We start from the raw sequence: 14,309 nt of genomic DNA, 5'->3' as shown, positions 1-14,309 counted from the left end.
CTCCCTTGAGATGATTTACTCTGTCTAAAAAACACCAAAGGAAATAATAGTTATGTACCAGAAATTGCTGTCACTCGCATTTGCAGGGTTGGCCTCTGTGTCAGCTGCTAATGCCGCTCAGATCAATGTTGATGAATTAGCGAATAAAGTCGAGCCTGATGTAATTAAATGGCGTCATCACTTTCATGAATTTCCTGAATTATCGAATCGCGAGTTTAAAACCGCTGAATATGTTGCTGACTACCTTGAAAGCCTAGGTTTAGAAGTGCAGACCGGTGTGGCAAAAACGGGTGTGGTAGCTATTTTAGACTCGGGCAAGCCAGGCCCTGTCGTTGCATTACGTGCAGACATGGACGGACTTCCTGTAAAAGAGCAAAACGATTTGTCCTACCGCTCAAAGCAGATGGGCGAATACAACGGAAAAGAAGTGCCGGTTATGCACGCCTGTGGTCACGATACTCACATGGCAATGCTCATGGGCGCGGCAAAAATTCTTACCGAAATTAAGGGCGACCTGAAAGGTAAAGTGAAGTTTATCTTTCAGCCAGCAGAAGAGGGCGCACCCGCTGGAGAAAAAGGCGGTGCGGAAGTTATGGTCGCTGAAGGTGTACTTAAGAACCCTGATGTAGACGCTATTTTTGGCCTGCATATCAATGCTAATACCGATGTGGGTAAAGTGCGTTATAACGCGGGTGGCACCATGGCCGCGGTAGACCCATTTAAAATTGTTATTCACGGTAAGCAAGCCCACGGCGCTTATCCTTGGAAGAGTGTTGATCCAGTGGTTACCGCTGCGCAAATGATCATGTCAATTCAGACCATAGTAAGTCGTGAGTTGAAATTGATTGACGATGCAGCGGTGGTGTCTATTGGCTCTATTCACGGCGGTAACCGTTCAAACATCATTCCAAATGAAGTAGAAATGGTTGGCACAATTCGTACGCTCAATGAAGCCGCTCGCGATCACATTTACGAGTCGCTTCCGCGCAAAGTAAAGGCTATTGCTGAAAGTATGGGCGCAGAAGCAGAACTTACGCTACCGCTAGATTACTATTACCCCATTACGTACAACGACCCAGAGCTTACAAAAGCCATGCTGCCTACTATGCAGCGTACCGCAGGCGTTGAAAATACGCTGCTTTCTAAACCGGTCACGGGGGCGGAAGACTTTTCATTTTTCCAAGAACAAATTCCAGGTTTATATGTTTGGGTAGGCGGTAAGCCATTGGACGTGTCTGAAGAAGATAGCCCTGCTCATCACACACCGGAATTTTATGTTGATGATGAAGGCATGAAATTAGGCGTGAAGCTTCTAACGAACTTTACCCTAGATTACATGGCTCAACACTAAATCTATCCGCCGGAGACATGCGTTGAAAATTGGCAGTATTTCATTTTCTTTTTCATGGTCTCTGGCCCTTCAAGCACTGCTTGTATGTGTGTTAGGTGCGGGTCTTAATGCTCTCAACCCACCCTTTGATAGCACAGGGATAGCTACATTTGGCATAGGTGCGGCAGTCTACGCTTCACTTCGGTTTTCTCCTTTTATTTCCATTCCTATTGCACTGGTTGTCAGCCTTCCCTTATGGCTTAACGACGGGAGCATAGTTGGAAAAGAAAGCCTTACTCTACTGCCTATCGTGCTTAGCTTTTTTGGCTATAACAAGTCGCTTAAACAGGTGATAAAAGTAGGCGCAGGCTTTTGGTCTATTGTCTTTCTGCCCATTCTCGTTTTAGAGCATTCTCTTTATGATGGCGATAACGCAAATATGCTGTTTTCGGGTGTGCTGGTCACCTGGGTAAGCGGTGTATTTGGTCTTGTAACCGGACACTTTTCGTATTTGGCAGTCCACGGGCTTAAGCGACAAACATCAAGTAAGTCCGAGCGGGTTACGCTGCACTTTCTTTTTGGGTACTTCTTTTCCGGTTGCTTCTTCGTTGCTTCCATGGCAGTAATTTATTTGTCGGTAAGTCTGTTTCAACAACAGCAAGAAAGACAAATTCACAGTTACATGTCGCAGCGGGTGAATGTGCTGGAGTTCCAACTTTCGAATTTTATTCAGCAACACCAAAGTGCCATTATTAGTGCAGCGCAAGTGTTATCTAGCGAGGTATCAAACAGCGATTTCGATAATGCAGCGGTGACAAATTTGCGGGTGTTGGCATCGCACAATCCAGAATTTTTGACCTTCCTCATTGCAGATGACAATGGCGATCTTACCCACGCTTACCCGCCTAGCCTGTTGGATAAGGCAAGACAAAGCGGCTTGTCAAATGTGGCTTACAGGCCGTATTTCTTTGAAGTCATGCAGACAGGTAAACCATTCCTTTCAAATGTATTTCAAGGCCGAGGTTTTGGTAACGATCCAATTGTAGCCTTGTCAGCTCCTATTACAGATGCAGATGGCACTCCAAAAGGTATTGTAGAGGGCTCTTTATCGTTAAAGAGCTTTTCTGCTATTGATAACTTAAGCTTAGGTGGTTTTTTGATGCTCATTGAGGATCAAAAAGGCGAAGTTATCTATGCATCTAAAGGCCTGAAGATGAAGCCACTCACTAAAGCACCTTTTTATATTTGTGAACCTGATTGTGCTGTTGAGGTGGAGAACGGGCCTCAGGGGAAAACATGGTTGAGGTTAGCGAAAGATATGCCTTTTGCTAGCTGGAAAGTTAGCTATTACTTCGACAAACGACTGTTAATGGCATCAATGAGTAATTATTTGCTAAAAGACTTACTGCTGCTATTGGCATTATCTGCATTTGGAACATTCACCGGATACGTAGTCGCAAAAATGGTCGGCGCGCCTATTCGTCGCCTTGTTCGCTATATTGCCGAATTCGACCCTACACAAAAAGAAGTTGTTAAAGCACCACAAAGGGCACTGCACATTCAAGAGCTCTCGTCGCTAAGCGATGAGTTCGTGAGTTTAGAAGCCCGATTGCTCGATGCATTTGAAGAGCTAAAGGTTGCAAGAGAAGTAGAGCAAAGCCTGAATGTCGAGCTAGGGGAATTGAATCAGTCTTTGGAAAAGCGCATAGAAGAGAAAACCGAGCACCTTGCGTTAGCGCTTAAAGAAGCGGAAGCCGCGAATGTGGCGAAAACGCAGTTTCTCGCCAACATGAGTCACGAGATTAGAACGCCAATGAACGGCATTATTGGCTCATGTGAATTGATGCTCGAGAATGAGTTGCCGGAAAATGTTTCGGCTAGAGCCAAAACAATTTCACGCTCTGCTAGCAATTTACTTATCATCCTAGACAGTATCTTAGATTGGTCGAAGATTGAATCGGGTAAAATGCTTACCGATATTCAAAGCTGTGCCATTCGCGAGTTACTTGAAGCTTCTTGTGACCTCTACCGTCACGCTGCGCAAGTAAAAGGGTACGATATTGCTTTGTATATTAATCAGGGCGTACCTAACGCACTGAACATTGATGCAGGGAAGGTGAGCCAAATCATCAATAACTTACTTAGTAACGCGATTAAGTTCACCAGCGATGGTGTTGTGACGGTTAACGTCAGCTATGCCCACCAAGGACTTAAAATTTCGGTTACCGATACGGGAATAGGCATTGCTCCCAACAAACTACACCTTATTTTTGATAAGTTTGAGCAAGCCGATCCGTCCACTACTCGGAATTTTGGTGGCACAGGATTAGGTTTGGCCATTTCTAAAGGTTTGGTTGAGCTTCTTGGTGGTGAGCTTTATGTTGAAAGTGAACTGGGTAAAGGAACAAGCTTTACCTTCCACATTCCTGCCACAGTAAGTGAAGAAAAAGAGCATGCAGAAAGTGAGGTGATTCCGTCACTACCTGATGGATTACGGGTTTTGTTGGCTGAAGACAACGACATTAATGCTGAAATCGTCATGGACATGCTCAAATCGTCCAACATCAAATGTATTAGAACGAAAAACGGGCAAGATGCTGTTAAGGCCGAGAAGAGGCACGATTTCGACGTAATTTTAATGGATTGCCAAATGCCGATCATGGATGGTCATACAGCATCGAAACTTATTCGAAGTGAAGGCAGAAATAAGGACTCGGTCAGGATCATCGCCTTAACCGCCAATGCGTTTATCGAAGACAAAAATGCCTGCTTAGAAGCAGGCATGAATGCGCATTTAAGTAAGCCTATTCGCAAGCAGGTTCTATTTGACTGTATTGCCCGTGAACTTGCTAGCGTTTGAGGCTACATCAGTGTTATCGCTCGGCGCTTCGCTAACGAATCGCAGTACAATATACCCTAAGCACGCCGAGACAAGAGAGCCGGTTAAAATGCCCACACGCTCGTCAAAAATTTGATTGATACCTGTCTGTGCAAAGGCCAGTCCCCCAATAAATAAGCTCATTGTAAAGCCAACGCCGCAAAGTAGCGCACAGCCATAGATATGCTTGAAGTTAAGATCCTCTGGTAACTTAGCCAGCTTTAACTTCACCATTAAGTAGCAAAAACCGAATACGCCAATTTGTTTACCCACAACCAAGCCAAGAAAGATCCCAAAGGTAACAGGATGGAAAATACCCTCCGGACTGATGTTACCAAAACTTATGCCGGCGTTAGCGAAGGCGAATAAAGGTAGGATTGCGAAACTCACCGAGCCATTCAAACCGTGCTCTAGTCGCGTTACCGGAGAATAAGATTCGTCTTTCTCATCCCGCATAGGAATAAAGCCAGCAAGTACGACACCTGCCAGTGTGGCGTGAACGCCTGACTTCAACATGGCTACCCACAGAATGATTCCCACAAAAACATAAGGCGGAATATCTACCACATTGCGTTTATTCATTTGCCACAACAGCAATAAGCAACCTGCAGCAATATACAGCGCACCCGCGGTAATGTGCTCGGTGTAAAACAGGGCAATAATTACGATAGCACCGATATCGTCAATAATAGCTAGGGTGACTAAGAAAACTTTCAGGCTCGTAGGTACTCGACTACCTAGTAGCGCCAAAATACCTAACGCAAACGCGATGTCAGTAGCGGCGGGAATTGCCCACCCTGCAATGGCTACGGGGTTGTCCCAGTTGATGCCTACATATATCAAGGCGGGTAGTGCCATACCACCTACAGCACCCGCTGCGGGTAAGATAATATCTTTGGGGTTGGCCAATTCACCTTCGCAGATTTCCCGCTTCAGTTCCAGACCCACGTGAAAAAAGAACACCGCCATTAACCCGTCGTTAATCCACAGCAATAATGGCTTATCGATAGCCCACGTACCGGCTGATATTTGTACCGGCATACTGATTAAATGATCGTAAAGCGTATCTAGGGGTGAATTAGCAATAATGAGCGCAAGAATCGTTGCACCCATTAACAATATGCCGGGAGCGGCTTCGCGATTTAAGAAGTCAGAGACCACGTCTTGTACTTCTTCTATCACCTCATCAAGTACGTCGGGTTCGTGTTTATCTGTCATCAATAACCTCTAACGCCCGTTCATGGTCAACGTCGCAAAATGTGGAAATAAAAGCGTTCGTTAATCCGTGTAGTCAGGCAACTTTTCTACATAAATTAATTATAGTTAATACGACTGACAGCGAAGAGATAGATCACCCTTATAAGAGAGTAGCCTCAACAACCCTTAAGCGAGTGGCGCTATAATTGACGCCATTTACGGTGGGATTTTGAACGGTTTTACGCTACAATCGCGGCCTTTCCAAGGTTGTCCACTTTACCTACCCCGAGGATCTCTAGATGGCAAAAGTCGCGATTGTAATGGGTTCAACTTCAGACTGGCCTACTATGCAGCAGGCCGCAAAAATGCTGAAGTCGTTTGGTGTTGAATTTGAAGCGAAGGTGGTGTCGGCGCACCGTACACCCAACTTGCTAGTAGAGTTTGCAGAAAGCGCTGCAGATGAAGGTTTTAGCGCAATCATTGCTGGCGCAGGCGGCGCAGCTCACTTACCGGGTATGATTGCTGCACACACGCATTTACCTGTGTTTGGCTGCCCGGTTAAATCAAAGGCGCTCAACGGATTAGACTCACTGCTTTCTATCGTTCAAATGCCGAAAGGTGTTGCGGTAGGTACACTGGCAATAGGTGAGGCTGGTGCAGCAAATGCGGGTCTTCTCGCGGCACAAGTTGTTGCGCTGCAAGACGAAAGCGTACGCAATGCCGTTATCGCTTTTAGAAAATCGCAAACTGATACGGTACTTGCTTCAAGCAATACGTTGGAGCTAGATGAATGAGAGTAGTCGTTTACGGCGCAGGCCAACTTGCTCAAATGATGTACCTGGCGGGAAGCCCGTTAGGTATTGACGTTCAAGCTGTGGACGTAAACAACGATACCGTTGTACATCCAGTTAGCAAAACCCCTCTTGAAATCTCACTTGCTCAAGCACTAGAAGGTGCAGATGCTCTTACAGTAGAATTTGAGCATGTACCTGAAAGGCTTCTTGAAGACGCGGCGAAAACAAACAAGTTGATGCCAAATATTGACAGCATTCTTGTTGGCGCCGATCGCGTACGTGAGAAAAAGCTGCTTGAAAGCATGCAGGTGGCAAATTGTGAGCACCAAATAGTTACCGACCTTGCCCAGTTAGACGATTGCGTAAAGCAGCTGGGTAGCAAACTCATTCTTAAGGCTAGCCGCGATGGCTATGACGGATACGGTCAATGGCGTTTAAGTGATGAGGCTGACTTACCTGAACTAAAAAATGCGCTTCAGGGATTAGATTTGCAGACTGTGCCTTTAGTGGTTGAAAAAATGGTGGCTTTCGACAGAGAGTTGTCATTAATCGGTGTACGCAATGCTAATGGCGACGTACGCACCTATCCACTTGCTGAAAATTTGCATCACCAAGGTCAACTTCATGTGTCGGTTGCGCCAGCGACTAACGTTGATGATGCACTTCAGGCCCAGGCTCACGATATTTTTGTGAAACTTGCTGAGGGTATGAACTACGTCGGTGTGCTGGCTGTGGAACTATTCCAAGTAGGCGACAAGCTACTTGTAAACGAACTTGCTCCTCGTGTACATAACTCCGGGCACTGGAGCCAGTCGGGCGCTGTAACCAGCCAGTTTGAAAATCACTTACGTGCAGTCTGTGGATTGCCTCTTGGTGACACGTCAGCCATTGGCCCAAGCGCTATGGTCAACATTATTGGTTGCAGCAGCTTCTCGCGCGATTTGCTAAGCATCGATGGTAGTCATCTTCACTGGTACGGAAAATCTGTTCGTGAAAAGCGCAAGATGGGACACATCAATGTCACCACGAATAGTTATGAAAGCTTGGGTGAAAAGCTCATGGCATTGAGCAAATATTTACCACTTGAGTACTTCCCAAAATTAGTTGGTGAAGCAACGCGATTAAAAGGTTGACACCCACGCGTTTATCGCTAGAATACGCATCCGCTGTCTAGGCAGCGGTTTTTAAAGTGTGCCGACTTAGCTCAGTTGGTAGAGCAACTGACTTGTAATCAGTAGGTCGCCAGTTCGATTCCGGCAGTCGGCACCATTTTTCTTTTTTCCTATGCCAATCTTACGTACACTTGCTTACGAGTATTCATTCGGAGCAGACTGTATGTCATTTTTTTCCAAATCACTTAAACCGTTAGTTATCGTAACTGGCTTATTTTCTTTAAGCATGTCTGCGACTATTTACGCGCATGGCAATGACCATGATAACCATCACATGCCAAAAGAGCAGCACAAGCACGCCAGTAAGCAATCAGAAGTAATGGTAATGAATGGTTATGCCAGAGCGACCTTTGCTTTGGCAAAAACCGGCGCAGTGTACTTTACTTTGCATAATCATAGTGACAGCGATAAAACACTGACGTCTGTTTCAGTATCAAACGATGTAGCAAGTGAAGCGCAAATCCACACAACGGTGATGGAGGAAGACGTGATGAAAATGCGTGAGCTAACTGACGGCGTTATAATAAAAGCGGGCGAAATGGCCTCTTTTGAATCAGGCGGCCGTCATATCATGTTGATGGGGCTGACCAAAGGATTAGAAGAGGGCAGCGAAGTAGCACTAACCCTCACATTTAGCGATGGGAGTGAACTACCAGTTTTGCTACCTGTTAAAAAAGAAGCGGGCGAAAGCCACCATCACCACCATTAATAGAGTGGCTGAGGCAGAATGTATAAAGTCATCGATTAATGCGATGAATGCAATCAACTAAACCGTTAATCTAAATCAAAATTTCTGTAGTACTATTAACTTATATTATTTAAACCAAGATTTTTCAGCGCCGATGAATGGACTGAAGGTAAATCTAAAAAGGGTTTTAACGTTAAGGAGTGTGACATGAGCAAGATTGATATTGGTATTTCTGAGAGCGATCGTAACGCAGTAGCAGAAGGCCTTAAGAAGTTATTGGCCGACTCTTACACTTTGTACCTTCAAACGCATAATTTTCATTGGAACGTAGAAGGTCCGCAGTTCCGTGAATTGCACCTAATGTTTGAAGAGCATTACACAGAGCTTGCTGAAGCGGTAGACGAAATTGCAGAGCGTATTCGTACTCTAGGTGTTGCTGCACCGGGCACATATAAGTCGTTCGCTGAGCTTAGTTCAATTGAAGAAGTGGAAGGTGTACCTGAAGCGACGGAAATGGTGAGATTGTTAACTCATGGTCATGAGCAAGTTGTGAAAACCTGCCGTGAATCGTTAAAGCTAGCGCAAGACGCAGACGATGAGTCATCTGCAGCGTTAATTGGCGATCGTATGCGCGTTCATGAAAAAACTGCGTGGATGCTTCGTGCAACATTACCGAAGTAAATCGCTATATAAGTGCGGTGACAGTGATTTAACATAGGCTTAATCGGCCAGTCACCTTTATCGCATAAGCAAGTAAAATTATCACAAAGGGTACAGCAGCGCTGTGCCCTTTTTTGTATACTGCCTTCCACTAAGAATAATAGAAGAAGCCTGTGTGAACGCGCACACGGCTTTTTAAAATGAGGCTCCTAGCGATGAAACCATCAACTATTTTAGCTGTACCATTCAAACCTGTGAGCGCGCTAGCGCAGTCACTTACTTGTGTATTGGCGCTTACGATCAGCCAATCCGCTTTAGCTCACGGAGATCATAAACATGGCGAAGCGCATGAAATCACCGACAGCGATATTACCGTAACCACGCTCGCTGAAGGGCTTGTTCATCCTTGGGGAATGGCATTTTTGCCAAATGGCGATCTGCTAGTTACGGAACGTGAAGGTGGCATTCAGCGTTTATCAAAAGACGGTAAGTTGTCAGGACGTCTAGGTAATGTGCCTAAGGTGGTTGCGCAAAACCAAGGTGGTATGTTGGACATCGCTATCGACCCGGATTTTGCCAGCAACAACACTATCTACTTCTGTTACAGCAAAGCGAGTGAGGTTGAGGGCAAGCCGGGCAGCAGTAGCAGTGTTGCAAAGGCTAAGCTTACCGACTCAGGCCTTGAAAATGTTGACGTTATCTTTAGTGCCGACTCAATTGTGGATAACGGCTTTCACTTTGGCTGTCGTTTAGCGTTCGATGCTAAAAAGCACTTGTACATCACCATGGGCGACCGCTACAAGTACATGAAAGAAGCGCAGAACACCGATAACCACTTCGGTAAAATTGTACGCATAAACCGTGACGGCAGCGCAGTAGAAGATAACCCATTCACAGACGGCAAAGCCCCTGAAATATTCAGCTATGGTCACCGCAACGTGCAAGGCGTTACTATTCATCCTGAAACTGGTGCGGTATGGGCGATGGAGCATGGCCCGAAAGGTGGTGATGAAATCAATATCCTTGAACGCGGTGCAAACTACGGTTGGCCTGTGATTACCTATGGTGTTGACTATAGTGGCGACATTATCAGCGACAAAACCCATATGGATGGCATGAAGCAGCCTTGGGTGTATTGGGACCCATCAATTGCGCCAAGCGGCCTAACGTTCTACCAAGGTGAAATGTTCAAAGAATGGAACGGGGATGTACTGGTGGGGTCGTTGAAGTTTACTCACCTTCGTCGCATAAAAGTAGAAGATGGAAAGCCCGCAGAGCAGTTTGAATATGTTCGAGACAATCACGCCCGTATTCGCGACGTTGAAGTTGGCCCAGAAGGTGCCATTTACTTACTGACCGATGCACCGAACGGCAAAGTATTAAAGCTAACCAAATAGCATAATACCAGTCCGCATAGATAAGTGCTCACTCAGAAGGCGCTGGCAAGCTTCATAGCGAAGCGTGGGAATGCAGGAATGGCTGTTCCCTTTCAAATTCTGGTATAAGACGTAGAATGAGAAAAGGCGCCGCTTCATTGCTATTGTAAAATGAAGTAAGCGCCTTTTTTATTTATAAGGACATCGGGTCTCGTATTGACTTATTCGCCGTCGCTATTCTTCTTGTAGCGTTCAAACCACGCCACAATATTTCCTACTTTCTGTATTAAGCGAGAAGGGCGGCTTGCAATGCCGTGTGAAGCCCCTGGAATTCGCACCATTGCAGCATCTACACCTTGTAACTTCAACGCTTGATAATACTGCTCTGTCTCGCTAATTGGAGTACGGTGATCGGCTTCACCGGTTAGCAGCATAGTGGGTGTTACTACGTTGCCCACTAAGCTCAAAGGGCTACGCTGCCAGAGTTTATCCGCAATTGTCCACGGCATATCTGCCATCCAGTAGTTGCTAAAGTACGGGTATGCGTCGGCAGTCAATGAAAAGCTCATCCAGTTAATAACCGGCTTCGCCACAACAGCTGCACTAAAGCGGTCAGTTTTACCAATAGACCATGCGGTAAGGGTTCCGCCGCCTGAGCCGCCAGTAATAAACAGATTCTCTGAATCTATATAGCCTTGCTTAACAACCGCGTCTACCACATCCATTAGGTCGTTATAATCTTCTGATGGGTAGTTATGGTGGATCAAATTACCAAAGTCTTCACCGTAAGAGCTGCTGCCCCTTGGGTTAGCCCATACCACGACATAACCTTGCGCGGCCATTAGCTGAATTTCCATGGCAAAGTGAGGGCCGTAGGCTGCATGTGGGCCGCCATGAATTTCTAAAATTAGCGGGTATTTTTTGCTGCTATCAAATCCTGGTGGCAAAGCGATCCATGCGTCGATAGGCAGCTCGTCCACACTTGATACTACGGAAAGGTCTTGTACTTCTGCCAGTGTTTTATGACCAAGTGCATCGCTGTTTAAATCGGTGAGTTGCGTATCGTCTTTGCCTTTTCTATAAAGCGCCAGGTCGCCAGGCACAGTGCGGCTTGCCGTGGTGTAAACAATATCGCCTTTATCACTAACTGCGAAGTCGCCCGACGTGTAAGGGCGTCCAAAAGCTTGTCCACCTATGCTAACGTCGATAGGTTTCACATCGCCTTTCAGGCTCACTGCAGCAAGTTTAGTTTCGCCGTGATCAAGGTAAGAAAAGATTAATCCTCGGCTGTCTTTGCGCCACTCAAATTTGCCTAAGCTTCTATCTAGTGACGTAGTTAAACGGCTGATGTCACCACTTTCAAGCTCAAGTACCACAAGGTCGCCATTCTGATAAGAAAGCTTTCTGTCGTTGAGCTGAGTAAATGCAAGGTATTTTCCGTCGGGACTCAAGGTTGGTCTACCTTCAGGCCCTTCGATATCGGTAACTTGTTCAACTGCCGCTGTATTCACATTCACTTTATAGATGTCGCTAAACAAAGGGTGCAGCGCGTAGTCTTCTCGTTGTGGTGTGGCAAAATAAATCCAGTCATTCTCTTTAGAGAAAGAAAGGGTGCCGCCGCTAGGGAATTTTCCAGTTGTTAACTGACGCGGCGTACCGCCTTCAACAGGCAGAACAAATATCTGGTCAAAGCCTTCACGCAAGTAGCCTCTTCCGTCACCTCTATACTGCACCGCATCAATATAGGTGCCCTGGTCAGCCCACTTTGCTCCTTTAGGCTTGCTCGGCATGCCGGTAAACAATGGCTTTTGCTTTTCTTCGGTAAACTGGGTGAAGGCTAAGGTTTTGCTGTCATGAGACCAGGTTAACTGACGAGGTGCTTCGCCGGTGTTGGTCAAGCGCACAGACTGCATGGTATCTAAGTAATAGAGATGGATTTGTGCGCGGCCGTTGACCGATTTTGTATATGCCACCATTTTACCGTTGGGCGATAAGGTAGCCTGTGACAAGTTTTCATCTACACCAATAAACGGGCGATGCTCACCGGATTTAATATTTACTTGCCAAAGTCGGCTTTGTCTTCCGTCAGTCATGACATCCATGCTCTGACGAGAATAAATTACCGTATCCTTATTAAGAAACTGTGGGTTGGCCACAAATTCTAAGTTAAAGGTGTCATCGTATGTCAGCGCATTTAAGCTAGTCGAATCAGAGGCAGATTCCTGCAATGCATTGGCCTGACTTATACCTAAAACCAATAGTGATAATGCAGTCGAGGTAACACATAAGCCTTTTCGTACTGGTCGAAAGGCGAAACGAGACGCAAACATAGTTGTTCCTTTTGTTATTGTTTTTTGCGCTGAGCGCGATAGGTAGAATGTTCGCTGTCATATGCCTAGCGTAAATCCTAACGCAAATGTAGCAACCTGCGAACGTTGTCTCTAACCATATCGCTTTCGTTTCTTGTCTGTAAAGCGTGTGCGGTAAAGAGGCTGGATTGTCCGTTAAAAGTACATATCCACCATGAAGCGCGACGTTTAACAACGCAGGGCGCTAGCAATGGCGGTTGTCATTATTAATAGAGGGCTGGCCGCCCTTTAAGTCACTTGAACTTTATTCGCCTTTAAGGCTAATTTTGCCCACAAGAATATCTTTAAACATGACCCAGTCGCCCATTAGGCTGTATAGCGGGTGTTTAAATGTCGCAGGGCGATTTTTCTCAAAGAAGAAATGACCTACCCAAGCGAAACCGTAACCTACTAGCGGAATAAACCACAGTAGCGACCAGCTAGCCATAAATACTGCTAGTGCTATAACGCCGAGAACCAGCCACGAGCCGATAAAATGAAGCGTGCGGCATGTACTATCTCTATGTTCATTTAAATAAAACGGGTAAAACTCTTTGAATGAAGCAAAATGCGTGTCAGCGCTTGTTTGTGTAGACATAAAACCCTCTCGGCCATAAGCATGTATTTTATAGAAGTAGAGTGACTTAGTAGCAGTAGTTTACACTACGTTAACATTCTATTCTGAAATAGATTGTCGTGAATACGACAAAAAGAGAATGAGTTTTCGCAAACATGCGTGCTCACTGGCGAAGATACAACAAAGTGGCGAATTAAGAGGCGCTTCCTAGTGCAAGGCGCGGTGACCAAAGATAGCCTACCTTAACCTTGTAATTTCAGGCCGTCTGCCCCATATTCCACTCAATACAAAAAATTAAAGGCCTGCGTTATGGAAAATCTCGTTGCGAATAGCCAAGCAACCATCGTAGATATTACGGTAGAAAACTTTCAACAAATCATTATTGAAGCGTCGCAAGATAAGCTGGTGCTAATCGATTTTTGGGCAGATTGGTGCGAGCCCTGTAAAGACCTTATGCCTATTTTGGAAAAGCTGGCGGGCGAATATAGCCAGCACTTGATCCTGGCTAAAGTAGACTGCGAAGCCCAGCAAGAAGTCGCTGCACAGTTTGGTATTAGAAGTCTACCAACGGTGATGGTGGTGCAAAATGGTCAGCCTGTAGACGGCTTTGCGGGTGTGCAACCTGAGCAGCAAATCCGCGAAATGCTCGCTAAATATTTGCCTAATCCTGAAGACGATCTACTTGCCACTGCTGGCAAAGCGATTCAGCAAGGTGATTATGCAGAGGCACTGCCCGCAGCTAAAGAAGCCCTAGCGCTCAACCCAGATAACGTAAACGCTAAATATATGCTTATTGATTGCTATATCGAGACCGGATCTATCGATACAGCCAAAGCGTTATTGGAAGAAATTAAGTTGGTTGATCAAGACTCTCGCTATAAGAGCTTAGCGGGAAAAATTGAATTGGCAGAACAAGCCGCCGACACGCCTGAAATTCGTCAGCTTCAAGCAGCGGTAGAAGCGAACCCAGACGACTTGCAGCTTAAAGTTGATTTAGCGGTACAGTTGCAGCAAGCGAACAAAGCACAAGATGCACTAGAGCTTCTTTATAGTGTGTTAAAGAAAGAACTTGGGTTTGGCGACGCCAGAAAGCTAATGATGGATATGGTGAATGCGCTTGCCGACGGCGACCCGTTGAAGTCGGAATACCGCCGAAAAGTTTACAGCTTATTGTACTAACAACGTCAGCATTTTAGCGGCTGTCGTAGGGGACAATGAGTCGAGTCTGACTTTGATAAATTGACTGTACGAGTTTCGTGCTGGTACTTGCAGGTGACGGAGAACGCATG

General features: G+C 45.9%; 11 protein-coding genes and 1 tRNA gene. 9 read left to right on the top strand and 3 right to left on the bottom strand.

All coding sequences use genetic code 11. The annotated features are described in order from the left end of the window. The first annotated feature begins 52 nt into the window (after window positions 1-52). The gene (locus WA381_RS16965) at window positions 53-1,351 is read left to right on the top strand and encodes an amidohydrolase (protein ID WP_014948095.1); all 1,299 of its coding nucleotides are present in this window, start codon (window positions 53-55) and stop codon (window positions 1,349-1,351) included. A 22-nt stretch (window positions 1,352-1,373) separates the two neighbouring features. Further along, a complete protein-coding gene (locus WA381_RS16960; protein ID WP_156085868.1) occupies window positions 1,374-4,190 on the top strand; it encodes an ATP-binding protein in 2,817 nt (938 codons plus the stop codon). Here WA381_RS16960 and nhaA read toward each other — a convergent pair. Beyond that, window positions 4,152-5,426 (bottom strand): Na+/H+ antiporter NhaA, encoded by a 1,275-nt coding sequence (nhaA, locus tag WA381_RS16955; RefSeq protein WP_014948097.1) that lies wholly within the window; start codon window positions 5,424-5,426, stop codon window positions 4,152-4,154. The two genes, WA381_RS16960 and nhaA, sit on opposite strands and share 39 nt — an antisense overlap. Window positions 5,427-5,704: 278 nt before the next feature. Here nhaA and purE point away from each other — a divergent pair, with 278 nt between their 5' ends. From purE to WA381_RS16925, 6 genes are all read left to right on the top strand, one after another. Then, window positions 5,705-6,199 (top strand): 5-(carboxyamino)imidazole ribonucleotide mutase, encoded by a 495-nt coding sequence (gene purE / locus WA381_RS16950; RefSeq protein WP_014948098.1) that lies wholly within the window; start codon window positions 5,705-5,707, stop codon window positions 6,197-6,199. Then, window positions 6,196-7,332, top strand: a complete 1,137-nt coding sequence (locus WA381_RS16945; RefSeq protein ID WP_014978177.1) for a 5-(carboxyamino)imidazole ribonucleotide synthase — start codon at window positions 6,196-6,198, stop codon at window positions 7,330-7,332. Before purE ends, WA381_RS16945 begins: the two co-directional genes overlap by 4 nt. 60 nt (window positions 7,333-7,392) lie before the next feature. Then, window positions 7,393-7,468 (top strand) — tRNA-Thr (locus tag WA381_RS16940). 66 nt (window positions 7,469-7,534) lie between these two features. Continuing rightward, a complete protein-coding gene (locus tag WA381_RS16935; RefSeq protein WP_069943644.1) occupies window positions 7,535-8,080 on the top strand; it encodes a copper chaperone PCu(A)C in 546 nt (181 codons plus the stop codon). Window positions 8,081-8,266: 186 nt separating this feature from the next. Further along, the gene (locus tag WA381_RS16930) at window positions 8,267-8,740 is read left to right on the top strand and encodes a Dps family protein (RefSeq protein ID WP_014948101.1); all 474 of its coding nucleotides are present in this window, start codon (window positions 8,267-8,269) and stop codon (window positions 8,738-8,740) included. A gap of 194 nt (window positions 8,741-8,934) precedes the next feature. Beyond that, window positions 8,935-10,116, top strand: coding sequence for a PQQ-dependent sugar dehydrogenase (locus WA381_RS16925; protein ID WP_131137143.1), 1,182 nt, complete (start codon window positions 8,935-8,937; stop codon window positions 10,114-10,116). Between the two features lie 200 nt (window positions 10,117-10,316). Here the strand turns inward: WA381_RS16925 and WA381_RS16920 are convergent, their stop codons facing one another. Then, window positions 10,317-12,425: a S9 family peptidase gene (locus tag WA381_RS16920; protein ID WP_156085869.1), complete on the bottom strand. Its 2,109-nt coding sequence runs from the start codon at window positions 12,423-12,425 to the stop codon at window positions 10,317-10,319. Between the two features lie 283 nt (window positions 12,426-12,708). Further along, complete coding sequence (locus tag WA381_RS16915; protein ID WP_014948104.1) at window positions 12,709-13,041, bottom strand: DUF962 domain-containing protein; 333 nt, start codon at window positions 13,039-13,041, stop codon at window positions 12,709-12,711. A 288-nt stretch (window positions 13,042-13,329) separates the two neighbouring features. On the opposite strand from WA381_RS16915, the gene trxA reads away from it, so the two are divergent. Then, window positions 13,330-14,199 (top strand): thioredoxin, encoded by an 870-nt coding sequence (trxA, locus tag WA381_RS16910; RefSeq protein ID WP_014948105.1) that lies wholly within the window; start codon window positions 13,330-13,332, stop codon window positions 14,197-14,199. Window positions 14,200-14,309: the final 110 nt, after the last annotated feature.

Source organism: Alteromonas sp. CH_MED4-4 (assembly GCF_037029575.1).
GTDB lineage: Bacteria > Pseudomonadota > Gammaproteobacteria > Enterobacterales > Alteromonadaceae > Alteromonas > Alteromonas macleodii.
This window is presented reverse-complemented; position numbering and strand designations above follow the sequence as displayed.